We start from the raw sequence: 19,425 nt of genomic DNA on the forward strand, positions 1-19,425 counted from the left end.
CCTTTGTACTCACCCAGTCTCCTGGGCTTTCCTCCGGGCTTCCCTTCGGTGTTTCAAACTCTATCAGGCGTTTTCCTTCTCTCTGACCACCTGCCCTGCGGGCATGCGGAACCAGAGGAGATAGGGTCCGGCTTGATTGAGTCCGCCCGGGCCGGGCGCTTGCAGCGCTCCGTGTCCCCGGCAGGAGTACGACAGTACATCTCGCGTTCATCCGCGCGCAAATCGGCGCCGGAGCGTCGTAGGCCCGTTGAACCGGAAGCAGTTGCGCGGAAGCGTGACTTCATATGACTTACGCTTCTGAACAGTGCGCCGTCCCAGGACAGGCAGTGGCGGCGTGTACAGACTCTCCACCCCTGGGAGGCTCCCCATGACGTCTGTGACGTCCCCCGTCGCCGGCCAGGCCATCGGACTCGCGAATGTGCCCGACCCGGTCTTCTCCGGTGCGATGGTCGGCCCCGGTACCGCTATCGACCCCGCGCGTGAGGCAGGCGCGGCCGTCTCGCCGGTCGACGGCGTTGTCGTATCGCTTCACCCGCACGCGTTCGTCGTCGTCGACAGCGAGGGTCATGGCGTACTGACGCACCTCGGCATCGACACCGTTCAGCTGAACGGCGAAGGCTTCGAGGTGCTCGTGAACAAGGGCGACACCGTGCAGCGCGGCCAGGCCGTGGTGCGCTGGGACCCGTCGGCCGTCGAGGCCGCGGGCAAGTCACCCGTATGTCCGATCGTGGCACTCGAGGCCACGGCCGAATCCCTTTCCGACGTCATCGAGGATGCTGACGTGAAGGCCGGCGACGTTCTCTTCAGCTGGAAGTGACGTCATCGCCGCCGAGAGCGGCAGGTACGACATCCACCGCGGCGGCTCGGTCCGCCGCAACTATCGGAGACGGTGAAATGGAGACAACGCTGCGAGGCGTCGGCGTGAGCCACGGTGTGGCGATCGGCGAGGTTCGGCACATGGGCACGGCGGTACTCGAGCCGCCGGCCAAGCAGATTCCCGCGGAGGATGCCGAGCGCGAACAGGGGCGCGCCCGGCAGGCGGTCGAGGCGGTGGCCGCCGATCTGAACGCGCGGGGCAATCTGGCCGGCGGCGAGGCGCAGGCGGTGCTCGAGGCGCAGGCCATGATCGCTCAGGATCCGGAGCTGATGGCCGACGTCGACCGTCGTATCGCCGTCGGTTCCACTGCCGAGCGCGGTGTGTACGACGCGTTCTCGCACTACCGCGAGCTGCTCGCGGGTGCGGGTGAGTACATGGCCGGCCGGGTGGCCGACCTCGACGACGTACGGAACCGCATCGTGGCGCGGCTCCTCGGGGTGCCGATGCCGGGTGTGCCGGACAGCGACCGGCCTTATGTGCTGATCGCCCGGGATCTCGCTCCGGCCGACACCGCGCTGCTCGATCCGGCGCTCGTGCTCGGTTTCGTGACCGAGGAGGGCGGGCCGACCAGCCACAGCGCGATCCTCGCGCGGGCGCTCGGCGTGCCGGCCGTGGTGGCGCTGCCTGGTGCGGGTGAGCTGCCCGAGGGCAAGGTGATCGCGGTCGACGGCAGCAGTGGTGAGATCTTCGTCGAGCCGAGCGCCGACAAGCGTGCCGAGCTGGAGAAGCTGGCGGAGGAGCGCAAGGCCGCGCTCGCCGCTTCCTCCGGCCCTGGTGCGACCTCGGACGGGCACAAGATGCCGCTGCTCGCCAATGTCGGCGGTCCGGCGGATGTGCCTGCCGCGGTCGAGGCGGGCGCCGAGGGTGTGGGGCTGTTCCGCACCGAGTTCCTGTTCCTCGACGACAGCAAGAAGGCTCCTTCCGAGGAGAAGCAGGTCGAGGCCTACCGCACGGTTCTCGAGGCCTTCCCCGAGGGCCGTGTGGTCGTGCGTGTGCTCGACGCCGGTGCCGATAAGCCGCTGGACTTCCTGACGCCGGCCGACGAACCGAACCCGGCGCTCGGTGTGCGGGGGCTGCGTACGCTGCTGGACAACCCGGAGGTGCTGCGGACGCAGTTGACCGCTCTGGCCAAGGCCGCCGAGGGGCTGCCCGTCTACCTCGAGGTCATGGCTCCGATGGTGGCCGACCGTGCGGACGCCAGGGCCTTCGCCGATGCCTGCCGCAAGGCGGGGCTGCAGGCGAAGTTCGGCGCCATGGTGGAGATCCCGTCCGCCGCGCTGCGGGCCCGCTCTGTGCTGCAGGAGGTCGAGTTCCTGTCGATCGGCACGAACGACCTGGCGCAGTACACCTTCGCCGCCGACCGTCAGGTCGGTGCCGTCTCGCGTCTGCAGGACCCGTGGCAACCCGCGCTGCTCGACCTGGTGGCGCTGTCGGCCGAGACCGCGAAGGCCGAGGGCAAGAGCTGTGGTGTCTGTGGCGAGGCGGCTTCCGATCCGCTGCTCGCCTGTGTGCTGACCGGTCTGGGTGTGACCTCCCTGTCCATGGGTGCCGCGTCGATTCCTTATGTACGGGCGACGCTTGCCAAGTACACGCTGGCCCAGTGCGAGCGTGCCGCGGCTGCCGCGCGTGCCGCGGAGTCGGCGGACGAGGCCCGCGCTGCGGCGCAGGCAGTGCTTTCGGGCGAGTGAGTCCGCGCTGATCGCCAGCCGGAGGGCGTCCCACCACTGGGCGGGGCGCCCTCCGGCCTTTTCGGTTCCGTTCTGCGTCCGTATCAGTGCGGGTGTCCCTCGAATGGCCCCAGGTCCGGTGCCGCGCAGTAGTCGACGCCGGACTCCGGGGGCAGTGGTTCGCCGGAGAGGACGTCGGTGCAGTACGCGTCGAAGACCTCGGCCGCGGTGAGTGGGACGAGTGCCTCGCCGCGCAGTCGCCAGCCCTGGACGCGGTCCGGTCGGCCGGTGGTGCTGCTGCGCAGGACCAGGCCGCCGGCGCTGCGGGTGGCCACGGCGACGGCGAGGACCGAGACGAACTCCAGGGCCTCCTGTTCATCGGCCTCGATGCGGCCGTCCGGGTCTCTGCCGGCGTGCAGGGCGGCGGTCAGGTCGTGGACCGGCAGCGGGGTGCTGCACACCAGGTGGTGGCTGCCCGGTGTGGTGGTGTCGAGGACACGGTCGAGGAGCAGGGCGGCGTGGGCGAACGCGGCTCGGCCGATGTCCTCGCCGCAGTCGGCGCACCTGCCGATGCCGGCCAGGAGGGAGTCGGCGTACTCCCACGTGGACCGGCGCACCGCCTCTTCGACGAGGGTGGGGATGACGGTGTCGAGCGGGCTGCCGTCATAGGGGACCGTGGCGCCGGTGGCCGCGAGCTCGGCCGTGTACTGACTGCGGCTTGTGGTGCGGTCCGGGTCGAGGGCGAGGTCGGTGCAGAAGTCCTCGTAGTCCGCCGGGTCGAAGAGCGCGAGGGTGGTGTGCTGGCCCTGGGCGGCTCTTGCTCTGAGCAGGCCCTCGACCTGCCGCAGATACGCGTCATGCTCGGTGAAGGCGAAGCTGCGGTAGTGCAGCATCGCTTCGAAGTCCCTCGCGTCGGCGAGCACGCCGACCGTGCCGGCGACCTCGCGGCGCAGTGCGCGCCGCATCGTGTCCCGCTTGGTGTGCCGTTTGGTCTGCTGCTTGGTCTGGTGTTCGGTGTGATGTTCGGTGTGATGTTCGGTGTGCTGCATGCTTCCCCCTGAGCACATTCGGTCATTGCTCGTTCACCGTATGTGACGGGTCTGACAATCGGGGCCGAGGGGGAAGCCGTGCAGGTCAGCGGCGTGCGCGGGCGAGGTCGGCGTAGAACTGGAGCAGTTCGAGGCTGTCCACGGAGCCCGGGTTCACGGCCTTGTCGAGCGGGGTGCCCTGCAGGAGCCGCTTCACGGGGACTTCGAGGCGCTTGCCCGTGAGGGTGTGCGGGACGCCGGGGGCCTCGATGATCTCGTCGGGGACGTGGCGCGGGGAGAGCTGTTCGCGGATGGTCTGCTTGATCCTCGTACGCAGGTCGTCGTCGAGGACCGCGCCCGGCGCGAGGTGGACGAAGAGGGGCATCCAGTAGCCGCCGTCGGGCTGTTCGCTGCCGATGACGAGGGATTCGCGGATCTCCGGGAGCCGTTCGACGGTCTCGTAGATGTCGGCGGAACCCATGCGGACGCCGCCGCGGTTGAGGGTGGAGTCGGAGCGGCCGTGGATGATCACCGAGCCTCGGTCGGTGATCGTGATCCAGTCGCCGTGGCGCCAGACTCCGGGGTAGGTGTCGAAGTAGCTGTCGTGGTAGCGGCTGCCGTCGGGGTCGTTCCAGAAGCGGATCGGCATGGACGGCATGGGGTTGGTGACGACGAGTTCGCCGACTTCGCCGGTCAGGGGCTTGCCCTGCGGGTCCCAGGACTGGAGGTCGGTGCCGAGGCCGGGGGCCTGGAGTTCGCCGATGTGGACCGGGAGGGTGGGGACGGCTCCGGCGAAGCAGGAGCAGACGTCGGTGCCGCCGCTGACGGAGGCGATCCACAGGTCCTCGCGGACCTCGTCGTGCAGCCAGCGGAAGCCGTCCGGCGGCAGCGGGGAGCCGGTGGTGGCGACGCACTGGATGCGGGAGAGGTCATGGTCGCGGCCGGGGTGCACACCGGCCTTGCGGCAGGCCATGACGTACGCGGCTGAGGTGCCGAAGAGGGTGGCGCCGGTCTGTTCGGCGATGGACCACTGGGCGCCGGTGTCGGGATAGCCCGGGCTGCCGTCGTAGAGGATCACGGTGGTGCCCGTGAGGAGGCCGGAGACGAGGAAGTTCCACATCATCCAGCCGGTGGAGGTGAACCAGAAGAAGCGGTCGCCGGGGCCGAGGTCGCAATGCAGGCCGAGCTGTTTGAAGTGCTCGACGAGGATGCCGCCCTGGGACTGGACGATGGCCTTGGGCAGCCCGGTGGTGCCGGAGGAGTAGAGGACCCACAGCGGGTGGTCGAACGGGAGCTGTTCGAAGACCGGCTCGGTGTCGGCCGCGGTGAGGGCGGACCAGTCGAGGGCGCCTTCGGGGGCCTCGGTGCCGAGCAGCGGGATGTGGACGACCGCGCGCAGGGAAGGCAGCTCGCTGCGGAGTTCGGCGACGGTGTCGCGGCGGTCGTGTTCCTTGCCGCCGTAGCGGTAGCCGTCGACGGTGAACAGGACGACGGGCTCGACCTGCTGGAAGCGGTCGAGGACGCTGCGGGCGCCGAAGTCCGGGGCGCAGGAGGTCCACACCGCGCCGACGGCGGCGCTCGCGAGGAAGGCGACGACGGCCTGCGGGATGTTCGGCAGGTAGCCGCTGACGCGGTCGCCGGGCTGGACGCCGAGTGCACGCAGTTCCGCGGCGAGGGAGCCGACCTGGCGGCGCAGCTCGGACCAGGAGACGGGGCGCTGTTCGTGGGTCTCGTCGACGTAGATGAGCGCTGGTTCGTCCGGGCGTTCGCCAGCGTGTTGCAGGGCGTGCGCGGCGTAATTGAGGGTCGCGCCCGGGAACCACTCAGCGCCCGGCATGGAACGGTCGCCGAGCACACATTCATACGGCGTGGCAAAGCAGATGTCGAACCACTCGACGACGGCCTGCCAGAAGGACTCGAGCTCCGCGACCGACCAGCGGTGCAGGGCCTCGTATCCGCCCTCCGCGGGGGCGCCGTGGTGGGCGGCGGCCCAGCTCTGGAATCGGGTGATCCGTGCGGCGGCGATCCGGGCCTCGTCGGGCTCCCACAGAGGCTGCGGTGCGGCGGTGGACATGGTGCGGCTCCCAAGCGGTACGCGGTGTTGACGCGGAGGGCGTGGACCGCGTCCGTACCGGGTCTCGGTGCGGCGTGCGGCGTCCTCGCCGACACGGACGATGCCACGTGATCGACTTCAGCACCATAGTGGCCTCCCACACGTCCGGGAGTCGGGTGTGGTGGACGGGTGATGCTACGGCGCGGGGCGGGCGTCCGTGGCGAGGCGTGAAGAAGTGCTCGCGTTCCGGGTGAACGGCAGTTGAACGCCGCTCGTGCCGGGTATCGGCGATGACAGGCTGAGCGGTATGGACGGTCTTGATCTGGTGCGATCCGTACGAACTCTGGGCACGGTGGGCGCCGCGCAGGGGGTGCGTGCGGTGCGGGCGGCCTGGCGCAGGCAGCGGGCGGACGCGGTGGGACTGCCGCGGCGCGGGGCGGAGCGGGCTCGGGTGCCGGGTGCGGTGACGGGGGTCGAGCCCGGTCCCGGGGGCGGGCTCGTGCGGTTCACGCGTTCGCAGCTGCGGGTGTGTGTGACCGGGGGCGGCGCGGTGTTCTGGGGCTGGGACGGGGCGCGGCAGGAGCCGTCGTACGCGCTGTCGGGGCTGCGGCCCGAGCCGGATGAGCGGGCGTTTCTGGAGCCGGACAAGGACGGCGGCTGGCGGGTGGTGTCCGAGCGGGTCACCGTCGCGGTCTCGCGGCACGGCACGGTCGAGGTGCGGACGCCGGGCGGTGTGGTGCTGCGCCGGGAGCTGCCGCCGCGCTGGTGGGAGCCTGCGGGCGGTGGGCCTGCGCGGTGGGTGCAGCGCTCCGAAGTGCCGGCCGACGCGCGGTTCTTCGGGCTCGGCGGGCGGGCGGCGGGGCCACGGCTGCCGGACGGCACCTACCGGCTGTGGAACACGGACCCTGGTGGCTCCTTCGTGCCCGGGGACGATCCGCTGTATCTGACGATGCCGGTGCAGCTGGTGGTGGCGGATGCGGGGACGCATCTGGTCTTCCATGACAACCCGTGGGACGGCACGGTGACGCTGCGCGCGGGTGAGGAGGGTGCGGGTTCGGGGCATGACCGCCCGGGGGCGGCGGAACTCCGGATGGACGGCGGTCCGTTGAGGTGCTGGGTGATGGCCGGTACGCCCGCGCGGGTGCTGCAGGCGTGGTCCGGGCTGACCGGGGCGGCGGCGGTGCCTCCCGCCTGGGCGCTCGGGTATCAGCACGCGCGCTGGGGGTTCGGGTCCTCGGCTGAGGTGCGGCGGGTGGTGGCCGGGTACCGGGATCGGGGGCTGGGGCTTGATGCGGTGCATCTGGACATCGATCATTTCGACGCGCATCAGGTGTTCACGGTCGATCAGGAGCGATTTCCGGAACTTCCGAAGCTTGCCGAGGAGTTGAAGGAGCAGGGGACGCGGCTCGTCTCGATCGTGGATCCGGCGGTGAAGGCGGGGCCCGGGAGCGCGGTGTTCGAGTCGGGGGTGGCGGAGGACGCTTTCGTACGGGACGGGAAGGGCCGGCTGGTACGCGGGGTGGTGTGGCCGGGCGAGTCGGTGTACCCGGACTTCACCGCGCCCGGGGTGCGGGCCTGGTGGGGGCGGCAGTACGCGGAGCGGCTCGGGCAGGGGTTCGCGGGGTTCTGGCATGACATGAACGAGCCGGTGTCGTTCGCCGCGTTCGGTGATCCCTCGCTGCCGCGCTCGGCCCGGCATGCGCTCGACGGCCGTGGAGGTGATCATCGCGAGGCGCACAACGTGTACGGGCTGTGCATGGCGCGGGCCGCGTACGAGGGGTTGTGCGAGCTGCGGCCCCAGGAGCGGCCGTTTCTGTTCTCCCGCTCGGGCTGGGCGGGGCTGCAGCGCTACGGGGGTACGTGGTCGGGGGATGTGGAGTCGAGCTGGGCGGGGCTTCGGGCTTCGCTTGCGCTGGTGGTCGGGCTCGGTCTGTGCGGGGTGCCGTACTCCGGGCCCGACGTGGGCGGCTTCGACGGGACGCCCTCGGCGGAGCTGTATCTGCGCTGGTTCCAGCTGGGTTCGCTGCTGCCGCTGTTCCGTACGCACTCGGCGCTGCGGGCGGGGCGGCGGGAGCCGTGGGTGTACGGGGAGGAGGTCCTGGAGCATGCGCGTGCTGCTCTCGCGCAGCGGCGGCGGCTGCATCCGTACTTCGTGAGTCTCGCCGAGCTCGCCCACCGCACCGGCGCGCCGTATGTGCGGCCGCTGTGGTGGTCCGCGCCGGAGGACCGGGCGCTCAGGGACTGCGATGACGCGTTCCTGCTCGGCGATGCCTTCGTGGTGGCACCGGTCTTCGAGCCGGGAGCGGACCGGCGTGCGGTGCGGCTGCCGCGCGGGCGCTGGTACGACACGGCGGACGGACGCCCGTACGAAGGACCCGGTCAGGTGCTGCTCGACGCTCCCCGGTCCCGTATCCCCGTCCTTGCACGGGCCGGGGCCGTCATCCCGGTGCGCGGGGACGACGGTCGGCTCGAACTCGAGGTGTGGGCTCCGGCCCGGGGACGCACCGGCGGCGGCCTGATCGTCCGCGACCTCGGCGACGGCTGGGAGCGGGCCGAGGTCGAACAGTATGTGACGCGCTGGGAGGACGACCGGGTGACCGTGGTTCGGGAGACGGCCGACGGGCCGGTGGAGGTCACCGACCGGGTGCGGATGCGGGGTGTGTAGCGCGGTGCGTAGCGGGTTGTGTGACGCTCAGGCGTAGCGGCCGGAGAACCAGGCCTCTGCCGCGAGTGTGTGCAGGGGGAAGCCCAGCGTGGCGGGGGTCCGCAGGATCGAACGGTCCGTGGTTTCCGGGTTCGGTGTGAACGGGGGAAGGGCGGCGGCCGGGCGCGGGGGCAGGATGCCGAACAGAAGGAGGTGCCCGTCCGGGGAGCTCAAGGCGTCGGCGAGGCGGACATCGCGCTCCTCGGCCTCGATGCCGGTCTCCTCGGACAGTTCCCGTACAAGCGCGTGCCGCCAGTCCTCGTCGTGGTCGACGAAGCCGCCGGGCAGGGCGAGTTCACCTCGGGCGGGTTCGATGGCGCGGGTGATCACCAGGAGGCCCATGCCCTGCGTGTCGTGCACGGGCTGGAGGGCGACCGCGACGGGGATCGGATTGCGGTAGGCCGTTTCGCCGCAGGCGGTGCAGGTGCGGGGCCATCCGGAGACGTCGGCGTACGGGGCTCCGCAGCTCGAACAGTGGGAGTTCCTGGTGGACTTGGCGGGGGAGAGCGCAGTGTCTGACACGGGCGGGACTGTAGCGGACGGGCCGGACGGGCCCGCACGCTCCCCCGGCTCGCCGACCTGCGACTCACCCTTCACAGGCGCCCCACGCGCCTGGTAGAGGGAAGGCCATGACCCGTCTTCCGCAGATCCGCGCCCTCCAGGTCATCCACGGCACCCGGCGCACTCTCGCCGTCGCCGCCGCCGCGCTGCTCGCCGTGACCGCAGCGCCCGCCACCGCCGGGGCCTCGCCGGAGCCCAAGGCTCCCGAGGAGTTCGTGGCGCTCGATCGGGTGGATCCGACGATCCTGCGCGAGATGCGCTACACGACAGCGCACAACTTCGTCGGCGAACCGGTCGACGGCTACCACCGGCCGCTCTGTCTGCTCACGAAACCCGCCGCCCGCGCGCTGCACCGGGCGCAGCGCGCACTGCTCAGGAAGGGCTATGCGCTCAAGGTGTACGACTGTTACCGGCCGCAGCGGGCCGTGGACGATTTCGTGCGCTGGGCGAAGGACCTCGACGACGAGCGGATGAAGGCGGAGTTCTATCCGCATGTCGACAAGTCGAGGCTGTTCGACGACGGCTATATCGCGGCGAAGTCGGGGCACAGCCGGGGATCCACGGTGGATCTCACGCTCGTGAGGCTGCCGGCGTCGACCACACGTCCGTACGTCTCCGGCGAGGGGCTCGTGCCGTGCTTCGCGCCGCAGAACGAACGATTCCCGGACAACTCGGTGGACATGGGCACGGGTTACGACTGCTTCGACGCCCTCTCGCACACGGACGATCCGCGGATCACCGGGGAGCAGCGGAAGAACCGCGATCTGCTGCGAGGAACGCTGAGCGAGACGGGCTTCGTCAATCTGCCCGAGGAGTGGTGGCACTTCACATACCGGCCTGAACCGTTCCCCGAGACCTACTTCGACTTCCCGGTCGGCCGAAGGTCGGCCGAAGGTCGGTCGGCGGACAGTGAGGGCAGGCAGCGGCGCGGCGGCCAGGACCACCCCCGTGGGTTCTGGCCGCCGCAGTGATGAGGCTCAAGCGCCTCACCCTCATCCAGACGCAGGCACACCGGTTTCGGTTCTCGCACGGGCGCGTCGGCAGGTACGGCCGTGCGTGCCCCAACGGCTGACGTGAGCCCGTCTCCCGTGGCAGACTTCTGACGTTCCGTCAGATCCAGGCCGGGGAGGGACCTTGTCTCGTACGCGAACACCTGTGGTGGCCGACTGGTTCACAGGCGAAGGGCATGACTTCCGGCTGCTCGGCACGCGGTGTGCCGGATGCGGTTCGGTCTTCTTCCCGCGCGAGGACCGCTTCTGCCGCAACCCGGGCTGCGGCGGCGGCGAACTCGCCGAGGTGCCGCTGTCCAGGCGCGGACGCATCTGGTCCTATACCGACGGGCGCTACCGCCCACCGCTCCCCTATGTCTCGGATCCGCAGACCGAGTGGGAGCCCTACACACTGATGGCGGTGGAGCTTGCAGCCGAACGCATGATCGTGCTCGGTCAGGCACCGCCCGGGGTGACGGCGGCCGAGCTCGAGGTCGGCATGGAGGTCGAGGCCGTACCCGGAGTCCTCAACGAGGACGCGGAGACGACCTGGACCACCTGGCACTTCAGGCCGGTGAGCGAGCGATGAGCCGGGATGTGGCGGTGCTCGGCGCCGGAATGCACGCCTGGGGCAAATGGGGCCGGAGTTTCATCGAGTACGGGACGATCGCGGCGCGTGCCGCGCTGCGGGACGCGGGCATCGACTGGCGTGACGTGGGTTCGGTGGTCGGTGCCGATACGGTCCGGGGCGGTTATCCCGGGTATGTCGCCGGCGCCACCTTCGCGAAGGCCCTCGGCTGGCAGGGCGCGCGCGTGACCAGTGTGTACGCGGCCTGCGCGTCGGGTGCGCAGGCCATCGCCACCGCCCGTACGCAGATCCTGGCGGGGATCGCCGACGTGGTGCTCGTGGTGGGTGCGGATGCCGCGCCCAAGGGGTTCTTCCGGCCCGCCGGAGGCGAGCGCCGGGACGATCCGGACTGGCTGCGCTTCCGGGTGCTCGGCGCCACCAACCCCGCGTACTTCGCGCTGTACGCGCGACGGCGGATGGCGGTGCACGGCGATACGCCGGAGGACTTCGCGCAGGTCAAGGTGAAGAACGCGGCCGCGGGCGTACTCAATCCGTATGCCCGCTACCGCAAGGCGGTGACGGCCGAGGAGGTGGCGGCCTCCGCTGTGGTGGCCGATCCGCTGCGGCTGCTCGACATCTGCGCGACCTCCGACGGTGCGGCGGCGCTGGTGCTGTCCAGCATGGACTTCGCGCGGCGGCACGGGCAGGCCGATCCGGTCAGAATCCGGGCGGTCTCGACGGTGACGCCGACGTATCCGCAGACCGTGCTCGATCTGCCGGACATCGCCACGGATTCGGCTGCGGGCGTGGAACCGCCCGGGCGCAGCTTCCGGGCCTCGATCGCGCACGCCGCCTACGAGGAGGCGGGGATCGGGCCTGCCGACCTCTCGCTGGCCGAGGTGTACGACCTGTCCACGGCACTCGAACTGCAGTGGTACGAGGATCTCGGGCTGTGCGCCGAGGGCGAGGGTGCGAAGCTGCTGCGCTCCGGCGCGACCTCACCGGGCGGGCGGGTGCCCGTGAATTCCAGCGGCGGCCTGGCCTCGTTCGGGGAGGCCGTGCCGGCGCAGGCGATAGCCCAGGTGTGTGAACTTGTCGGCCAGCTTCGCGGGCTGGCGGGTCAGCGCCAGGTGCCAGGGGCGCGGGTCGGGATCAGTGCGAATCAGGGGCTGTTCGGGCACGGGTCCGCGGTGGTCGCGGTGCGGTGAGGCGGGCTCGCCACGGGGTGAGGCGGTGGCTGGTCGTGGCGGGGCTTGGCCGGGGAGACTCGGCCGGGTGACTTGGCCCGGGGCGGGTCGGAGCCGTCGTTGAAAGCGCTCACCCGGCCCGCCGCCGATTGCTGCCCGCGACCTTGACGCTCCCCCGGGTGCGGTGAACACTTCCGGGTGTCAGTCGGCATCGCCGCTCCAGGATGTCACACCGCTTTCGGGGCTTCTGCCTGGTAGAAAGGCTCTCCCCCACAGGCGATTTCGGCTGCGACGGCACGCTCGTCACGGACGCCGGGCGGGGCGGGTTTCCCCTGCCTTCGGCGCAGTTGTGGGAACCACCCCCTGCACGGAGGACCCGGGCGCCAGGCCCCGGGCCAGGCCCCAAGGGAGCCGCCATGTATGCGAACGCGGATGTATTCGTCGGAGAGGTCATCGGCACCGCGATCCTGATTCTGTTCGGCGCCGGTGTGGTCGCCGGCGTCACGCTCAACCACTCCAAGTCGAAGGCCTCCGGATGGATCGTCATCACCTTCGGCTGGGGTTTCGGCGTCCTCGCGGGCGCCTACACCTCCGCGCCGCTGTCCGGCGGCCATATCAACCCCGCGGTGACCTTCGGCGTGGCCGTCGACACGGGTGACTGGGATCAGGTGCCGCTGTACATCCTGGGCCAGATGGTGGGCGCCTTCCTGGGCGCCGTCCTGGCCTGGCTCGTCTACTACTCCCAGTTCCAGGCCAACAAGGACACCGAGACTGCTCAGCCCACGCTGGGGATCTTCGCCACGGGTCCGGAGATCCGCAGTCCGGTCGCCAACATGACGACGGAGGTCATCGCCACCATCGGGCTCGTGCTGCCGCTTCTCGCCTTCGGCAGGAACGCCGGCATCGGGATCGGCCCGATCCCCGGCGAGGGTGCGGGCATCTACGGATCCGGCATTTCGATCCTGCTCGTCTCGCTCCTCGTCGTCGGCATCGGCCTGTCGCTCGGCGGCCCGACCGGGTACGCCATCAACCCGGCCCGTGACCTCGGGCCGCGGATCGCCCACGCCGTACTGCCGATCCCCAACAAGGGGACGTCCGACTGGGGTTACGCGTGGGTGCCCGTGGCCGGGCCGTTGCTCGGCGGTGTGCTGGCCGGACTCATCTTCAACGTGGCCTTCTGAGCCGCCGCCGGCGGGGCGGAGGGGCCGCGCTCCGCCGGCGAACCCACCGGCCCCTGCCCAGCCTTCGCAAGGACTTGCCGAGAAGAGGTAGCCATGCCGGAGCGGAAGCACGTCGCGGCGATCGACCAGGGCACCACGTCGAGCCGCTGCATCATCTTCGACCAGGACGGCGCGATCGTCGCCGTCGACCAGCGAGAGCACCGCCAGATCTTCCCGAAGCCGGGCTGGGTGGAGCACGATGCGACGGAGATCTGGTCCAAGGTGCAGGCCGTCGTGGCCGGCGCCCTCGCCAAGGCCGGGCTGCGCGCGAACGAGCTGAGCGCGCTCGGCATCACCAACCAGCGCGAGACCACCGTCCTGTGGGACCGCGCCACCGGAAAGCCCGTGCACAACGCGATCGTCTGGCAGGACACCCGTACCTCCGCACTCTGCACCGAGCTCGGCGGCACCGACGGCCAGGACCGCTTCCGGGAGACCACCGGGCTGCCGCTCGCCAGCTACTTCTCCGGGCCCAAGGCCGCCTGGCTGCTGGACCACGTGCCCGGCCTCAGGGCACGCGCCGAACGCGGCGAGATAGCCTTCGGCACGATCGACTCCTGGCTGATATGGAACCTGACCGGCGGCACCGACGGCGGAGTGCACGTCACCGACGTCACCAACGCCGGGCGCACCATGCTGATGGACCTCGAGACCCTGCAGTGGGACACCTCGATCCTGTCGGCCATGAACCTGCCGCAGGACCTGCTCCCCGAGATCAGGTCATCGGCCGAGGTGTACGGCACCGCGGTCGGCCAGCTCGCCGGGGTGCCGGTGGCCTCGGCGCTCGGCGACCAGCAGGCGGCCGTCTTCGGCCAGGCCTGCTACGACACGGGCACGGCCAAGAACACCTACGGCACGGGCAGTTTCCTGCTGCTCAACACCGGCAGCCGGCCCGTGCCCTCGAAGAACGGGCTGCTCACCACGATGGGCTACCGGATCGGCGGCGAGGCGCCGGTCTACTGCCTGGAGGGCTCGATCGCGATCACCGGCGCGCTGGTGCAGTGGCTGCGCGACCAGCTCGGCATCATCCGCAGCGCGGACGAGATCGAGGCACTCGCGGGCAGTGTGGAGGACAACGGCGGCGCCTACATCGTGCCTGCGTTCTCCGGCCTGTTCGCGCCGTACTGGCGCTCCGACGCCCGCGGAGTGATCACCGGCCTGACCCGGTACGTCACGAAGGCGCACCTGGCGCGTGCGGTCCTCGAGGCGACCAGCTGGCAGACCCGTGAGGTCGTGGACGCGATGTACCAGGACTCCGGGGTGCAGATCACCACGCTCAAGGTGGACGGCGGCATGACCGGGAACAACCTCCTGATGCAGCACCAGGCGGATGTGCTCGGGGTGCCCGTCGTCCGCCCGAAGGTCTCCGAGACGACGTGTCTGGGCGCGGCCTACGCGGCCGGGCTCGCCACGGGGGTGTGGAACGACCTGGACGAACTCAAGGCGCACTGGCAGAAGGACGCGGAGTGGACTCCGCGGATGACCGACGAGGTGCGCGACAGGGAGTACCACAACTGGCGCAAGGCGGTGGAGCGCAGCTTCGGCTGGCAGGAGGACCGGGAAGGCTGAGCGGGACGGCGGCGTAACCGCTCCGGGACCGGCAGGTCTCGATCAGCGGCGGCTCGCACCCCTGTCGGCGGGGGTGCGGGCCGTCTGTTGCTCCGCGGTGTGTGCCACGCCGGCCGGGCTCAGGGATCAGGCGAAGGGATCAGGTCGTGGCCGCCGGGCTCAGGTGGTGGCCGGCTCGCGGGACTGGGCGGCCTTCGTCATGGCGTGCTCGACGAGGCTGATCAGTACGGTCTTCGCCGACTCGCGTTTGCGGGCGTCGCACAGCACGACGGGGACCTCTTCGTCCAGGTCGAGTGCCTGGCGGACCATGTCGGCGGGATAACGGGTGGCGCCCTCGAAGCAGTTGACCGCCATCATGAACGGTATACCGCGCCGCTCGAAGTAGTCGACAGCCGCGAAACAGTCCTCAAGGCGCCGGGTGTCGGCCAGGACGACGGCGCCGAGCGCGCCCTGGGCCAGCTCGTCCCAGAGGAACCAGAAGCGGTCCTGGCCGGGGGTGCCGAAGAGGTAGAGCACGAGGTCCTCGCGGACGGTGATGCGTCCGAAGTCCATCGCCACGGTGGTGGTCATCTTGCGCTCCACGCCCTGCAGATCGTCGACCGGGCGCCCCGCCTCGCTGAGCAGTTCCTCGGTGCGCAGCGGCCGGATCTCGCTGACCGCTCCGACGAGGGTCGTCTTGCCCACGCCGAATCCGCCGGCCACGAGGATCTTGAGGGTGACCGGTTCGACCGGGGCCTGTCGGTGCTCCGTACGCCCGAGGACCATGTTCTCCACTCCTGATCGACCGGTGAGGCGGAACTTGCCTGTCCGGTGCGGCAGTTCCGTCCATCCTGACTCTATCGGCGCGCGCTGCCCGGTTCACCGCGGGTGGGTGATCCTGTGCGCAACGGTTTCACAGCCGACCGCTTCCGGATCGGTTACCGGCGGTTCCGGTCGGTGCGTTCTCCCCGGTCGATCCGCTCGGTCCGCCCGGTCCGGGCGTTCCGTACCCACCACCGCCCGGTGTCTCGATGATGAGCACGTCGCCCGCCGCGAGTTCGACCGAATCGCTGCCCGCGAGTGTCTCGACGGTGCCGTCGGTCCGCTCGACGAGGTTGGCGCCGAGTGCGCCGGGCGCGCCGCCGGCCATCCCGTACGGGGGTACGCGCCGGTGGCCGGAGAGCGTGGAGACGGTCATCGCCTCGCGGAAGCGGATACGCCGCACGGCTCCGTCACCGCCGCGCCAGCGCCCCTGGCCCCCGCTCCCCCGCCGTACGGAGAACTCCTCCAGGAGCACCGGGAGGCGCCACTCCAGGACCTCGGGATCGGTGAGGCGCGAGTTGGTCATATGGGTCTGGACGACGGGGGCGCCGTCGAAGCCGTCGCCCGCACCGGACCCGGAGGCCACGGTCTCGTAGTACTGGAAGCGTTCGTTGCCGAACGTCACGTTGTTCATCGTGCCCGAACCCTCGGCCTGCACGCCGAGCGCCGCGTAGAGCGCGCCGGTGATGGCCTGGGAGGTCTCGACGTTGCCGGCGACGACCGCGGCGGGCGGCCGCGGGGAGAGCATGGAGCCCTCCGGCACGATGATCCTGAGCGGCCGCAGGCAGCCGTCGTTGAGCGGGATGTCGTCGGCGACCAGGGTGCGGAAAACGTAGAGGACGGCGGCGTTCACGACGGCGTACGGGGCGTTGAAGTTGCCCGGGAGCTGGGCGGAGGTGCCGGTGAAGTCGAGGGTGGCGGTGCGCTGTTCGCGGTCCACGCGTACGGCGACGCGGATGGTGGCGCCCAGGTCGGTCTCGTAGGCGTACTCGCCGTCTTCGAGGGCGTCGATGACGCGGCGTACGGCGTCCTCGGCGTTGTCCTGGACGTGGCGCATATAGGCCTGGACGACGTCGAGGCCGAAGTCCTCGATCATGCGGGTGACTTCCTCGACGCCCTTGGCGTTGGCGGCGATCTGGGCGCGGAAGTCGGCGAGGTTGGTCGCGGGGTTGCGGGAGGGGTACGGGGCCCTGGTGAGCAGGTCGAGGGTCTCCTGCTCACGGAAGCGGCCGTCCTGGGCGAGCAGCCAGTTGTCGAAGAGGATGCCCTCCTCGTCGATGCGGCGGCTGTGCGCGGGCATCGAGCCGGGGGCGATGCCGCCGATCTCCGCGTGGTGGCCGCGGGAGGCCACGTAGAAGAGCAGTTCCTCGCCTTCGCGGTCGAAGACGGGAGTGATGACGGTGACGTCCGGGAGGTGGGTGCCGCCGTGGTACGGGTCGTTGACGGCGTAGGCGTCGCCCGGGCGCATCGCGTCCCCGCGGCGGCGGATCACCTCCTTGACGGAGGTGCCCATGGAGCCCAGGTGCACGGGGATGTGCGGGGCGTTGGCGACGAGGTTGCCGTCCGGGTCGAAGAGGGCGCAGGAGAAGTCGAGGCGCTCCTTGATGTTGACGGACTGCGCGGTGGATTCGAGGCGGGCGCCCATCTGTTCGGCGATGGACATGAACAGGTTGTTGAAGACTTCCAGCAGGACGGGATCGGCCTCGGTGCCTGCCGTGGGGCCTTCGGTGGCGGTGGTGCGGTGCATGACGAGATGCCCGTCGGCGCCGAGTTCCGCGGTCCAGCCCTCGTCGACGACGGTGGTGGAGTTGGCCTCCGTGATGACCGCGGGGCCCGCCACCCGCCGCCCGCCGCCGAGTTCCTCGCGCCGGTGCAGCGGGACCTCGCGCCAGTCGCCCGCGGTGTGCAGGCGGACCTGCCGCGGTTCGCCCTCGCCCGTGGGCGCAAGGCCGGCGAGGCCGGGTGCGTCGGTGAGGCCGGTGGCCTCGACGGAGAGTGCCTCGACGACGAGGGGGCGCTCCAGGGTGAAGGAGTAAGTGGCGCGGTGCCGCCGCTCGAACTCCTCGCGCATCGCGGCCGCTTCGGCGAGCGGGACGGTGAGCGCGGTGTCGGTGCCGTCGTAGCGGAGCTGTGCGCGGCGGGTGACGCGGACGCGGTCCTCGGGCACCCCTTCCGCGTGCAGTTCGCCGCGGGCCGCCTGCTCCAGCTGCCCGGCCGTCTCCCGTACGCGCTTCATTGCGGCCTCGTCGAGGGGCGCCTCCAGGGACTGCTCGCGCATCGCCGTCGTGTCCGCGAGTCCGATGCCGAGCGCCGAGAGGACACCGGCCAGGGGCGGTACGAGGACGGTACGGATGCCGAGCGAGTCGGCGACGGCGCAGGCGTGCTGGCCGCCCGCGCCGCCGAAGGTGGTGAGGGCGTAGCGGGTGACGTCGTGGCCCTGTTGGACGGAGATCCGCTTGACGGCGCCCGCGATGTTGTTCACGGCGATCCGCAGATAGCCCTCGGCGACCTGTTCGGGCGTGCGCCGGTCGCCGGTCTCCTTCTGGATGCGTGCGGCGAGTTCGGTGAAGCGTTCGCGTACGAGGGCGGCGTCGAGCGGCTGGTCGGCGCCCGGGCCGAAGACCCGGGGGAAGTGGTCGGGCTGGATGCGGCCGAGCATGACGTTGGCGTCGGTGACGGTGAGCGGTCCGCCGCGCCGGTAGCAGGCCGGGCCCGGATCGGCACCTGCCGAGTCGGGGCCGACGCGGTAGCGGCTGCCGTCGAAATGCAGCACCGAGCCGCCGCCCGCGGCGACGGTGTGGATGTCCAGCATGGGGGCGCGCAGTCTGACCCCGGCGATCTGGGTGGTGAAGACCCGTTCGTAGGCGCCCGCGTAGTGCGAGACGTCGGTGGAGGTGCCGCCCATGTCGAAGCCGATCACGCGCTCGAAACCGGCGAGTTCGGACATCCGCGCCATGCCGACGATGCCGCCGGCCGGTCCGGAGAGGACGGCGTCCTTGCCGCGGAAGTGGCCCGCCTCGGTGAGTCCGCCGTTGGACTGCATGAACATCAGGCGTACGCCGGGGAGCTGGTCGGCTACCTGCTGGACGTAGCGGCGCAGGACGGGTGAGAGGTAGGCGTCGACGACGGCGGTGTCGCCGCGCGGCACCAGCTTCATCAGCGGGCTGACCTCGCTGGAGAGCGAGATCTGCGGGAAGCCGATACGGCGGGCGAGCTCGCCCACGGCCTGTTCGTGGCCGGGGTGGAGGTGGCTGTGCATCGTGACGACGGCGACCGCGTGGATGCCGTCCTCGTACGCCTGGCGCAGCGGGGCTTCGAGGGCGGTGAGGTCGGGCGGGGTGAGGACGGTGCCGTCGGCGGTGCGGCGTTCGTCGACCTCGATGACGCGCTCGTGGAGGAGCTCGGGAAGGAGGATTTCCCGGGCGAAGATGCGCGGGCGGTTCTGGTAGGCGATGCGGAGTGCGTCGCGGAAGCCCTTGGTGATGACGAGGAGGGTGCGGGCGCCCTTGCGTTCCAGGAGCGCGTTGGTGGCGACCGTGGTGCCCATGCGGACGGCGTCGATGCGTGCCGTGTCGGGGGCTCCGCCCAGGATGTCGCGGATACCGGCGACCGCGGGGTCGTCGTAGCGTTCCGGGTTCTGGGAGAGGAGTTTGTGGCTGAGCAGGCTGCCGTCCGGCCGGCGGGCGACGATGTCGGTGAACGTGCCGCCTCGGTCGATCCAGAACTGCCAGCCGGGTGCCTCGCCTGTCACGTGGGTCTCCTCCGCGGGGTCGCGCGGCTGTGGTTGCGGCCGTCGGCCGGTTTCAGAGCGCGCGCAGGCCGGTGATCACGTCACGGAGGATACTCTCGTCCGGGAGTTCCGCCGGGGGTACGGGCCGGGTGACATGGACGAGTTCGCCCTCCACCAGATCACCTATCAGGACCCGTACGACACCGATCGGCAGATCCACCGAGGAGGCAAGCTCCGCCACCGACTGCGGGGCTTCGAGGCAGAGCCCGATGATGTCGACGTGCTCGGGCGACAGGGTCTGGTCCGATTCGGCGTCCTCGGCGCGCGGCTCGGGGACCACGAGCGCGATCAGGTCGAGCCGGTGGCGTGCCGCGCCGGCGGTGCGGCCCCGCGTCATCGCGTAGGGGCGCACCACCGGTCCTGCGTCGTCGTCGTACCAGTGCGGGGTCGCGCTGCCGTCGTCGCTCATGC

The 19,425-nt window shown here is 70.8% G+C and carries 14 protein-coding genes; 8 read left to right on the forward strand and 6 right to left on the reverse strand.

Features of this window, described 5'->3' with window-relative positions:
• The first annotated feature begins 367 nt into the window (after nt 1–367).
• Nucleotides 368–817 (forward strand): PTS sugar transporter subunit IIA, encoded by a 450-nt coding sequence (locus tag ACLF6P_RS05175; protein WP_415948425.1) that lies wholly within the window; start codon nt 368–370, stop codon nt 815–817.
• 77 nt (nt 818–894) lie between these two features.
• Nucleotides 895–2,565, forward strand: coding sequence for a phosphoenolpyruvate--protein phosphotransferase (gene ptsP / locus ACLF6P_RS05180; protein WP_415948427.1), 1,671 nt, complete (start codon nt 895–897; stop codon nt 2,563–2,565).
• 83 nt (nt 2,566–2,648) lie between these two features.
• On the opposite strand, the gene ACLF6P_RS05185 is transcribed toward ptsP, so the two are convergent.
• Both ACLF6P_RS05185 and ACLF6P_RS05190 read right to left on the reverse strand, forming a co-directional pair.
• Nucleotides 2,649–3,509, reverse strand: coding sequence for a hypothetical protein (locus ACLF6P_RS05185; RefSeq protein WP_415948625.1), 861 nt, complete (start codon nt 3,507–3,509; stop codon nt 2,649–2,651).
• Nucleotides 3,510–3,678: 169 nt separating this feature from the next.
• The gene (locus ACLF6P_RS05190) at nt 3,679–5,646 is read right to left on the reverse strand and encodes an acetoacetate--CoA ligase (RefSeq protein ID WP_415948429.1); all 1,968 of its coding nucleotides are present in this window, start codon (nt 5,644–5,646) and stop codon (nt 3,679–3,681) included.
• Nucleotides 5,647–5,932: 286 nt separating this feature from the next.
• On the opposite strand from ACLF6P_RS05190, the gene ACLF6P_RS05195 reads away from it, so the two are divergent.
• Entirely contained in the window at nt 5,933–8,290 is a 2,358-nt protein-coding gene (locus ACLF6P_RS05195; protein ID WP_415948430.1) for a glycoside hydrolase family 31 protein, read from the forward strand.
• Between the two features lie 27 nt (nt 8,291–8,317).
• On the opposite strand, the gene ACLF6P_RS05200 is transcribed toward ACLF6P_RS05195, so the two are convergent.
• Nucleotides 8,318–8,851, reverse strand: a complete 534-nt coding sequence (locus tag ACLF6P_RS05200; protein WP_415948432.1) for an NUDIX domain-containing protein — start codon at nt 8,849–8,851, stop codon at nt 8,318–8,320.
• Between the two features lie 107 nt (nt 8,852–8,958).
• On the opposite strand from ACLF6P_RS05200, the gene ACLF6P_RS05205 reads away from it, so the two are divergent.
• From ACLF6P_RS05205 to glpK, 5 genes are all read left to right on the forward strand, one after another.
• Nucleotides 8,959–9,861, forward strand: a complete 903-nt coding sequence (locus tag ACLF6P_RS05205; protein WP_415948434.1) for a M15 family metallopeptidase — start codon at nt 8,959–8,961, stop codon at nt 9,859–9,861.
• A gap of 184 nt (nt 9,862–10,045) precedes the next feature.
• Nucleotides 10,046–10,468 carry a Zn-ribbon domain-containing OB-fold protein gene (locus ACLF6P_RS05210; RefSeq protein WP_415948626.1) on the forward strand — a complete coding sequence of 141 codons (423 nt, stop codon included), beginning with the start codon at nt 10,046–10,048 and terminating at the stop codon, nt 10,466–10,468.
• Nucleotides 10,465–11,655, forward strand: a complete 1,191-nt coding sequence (locus ACLF6P_RS05215; RefSeq protein ID WP_415948436.1) for a lipid-transfer protein — start codon at nt 10,465–10,467, stop codon at nt 11,653–11,655. The genes ACLF6P_RS05210 and ACLF6P_RS05215 overlap by 4 nt, the downstream gene beginning before the upstream one ends.
• Before the next feature lie 395 nt (nt 11,656–12,050).
• Nucleotides 12,051–12,815: an MIP/aquaporin family protein gene (locus ACLF6P_RS05220; protein ID WP_415948437.1), complete on the forward strand. Its 765-nt coding sequence runs from the start codon at nt 12,051–12,053 to the stop codon at nt 12,813–12,815.
• Between the two features lie 93 nt (nt 12,816–12,908).
• Nucleotides 12,909–14,423 carry a glycerol kinase GlpK gene (gene glpK, locus ACLF6P_RS05225; RefSeq protein WP_415948438.1) on the forward strand — a complete coding sequence of 505 codons (1,515 nt, stop codon included), beginning with the start codon at nt 12,909–12,911 and terminating at the stop codon, nt 14,421–14,423.
• A 159-nt stretch (nt 14,424–14,582) separates the two neighbouring features.
• On the opposite strand, the gene ACLF6P_RS05230 is transcribed toward glpK, so the two are convergent.
• From ACLF6P_RS05230 to ACLF6P_RS05240, 3 genes are all read right to left on the reverse strand, one after another.
• Nucleotides 14,583–15,188, reverse strand: a complete 606-nt coding sequence (locus tag ACLF6P_RS05230) for a GTP-binding protein (protein ID WP_415948440.1) — start codon at nt 15,186–15,188, stop codon at nt 14,583–14,585.
• A gap of 127 nt (nt 15,189–15,315) precedes the next feature.
• Entirely contained in the window at nt 15,316–18,975 is a 3,660-nt protein-coding gene (locus tag ACLF6P_RS05235) for a hydantoinase B/oxoprolinase family protein (RefSeq protein WP_415948441.1), read from the reverse strand.
• 52 nt (nt 18,976–19,027) lie between these two features.
• Nucleotides 19,028–19,423 (reverse strand): DUF742 domain-containing protein, encoded by a 396-nt coding sequence (locus tag ACLF6P_RS05240; protein ID WP_415948443.1) that lies wholly within the window; start codon nt 19,421–19,423, stop codon nt 19,028–19,030.
• Nucleotides 19,424–19,425 lie beyond the last annotated feature (2 nt).

Source organism: Streptomyces lothianensis, assembly GCF_047779955.1.
Taxonomy (GTDB): domain Bacteria; phylum Actinomycetota; class Actinomycetes; order Streptomycetales; family Streptomycetaceae; genus Streptomyces.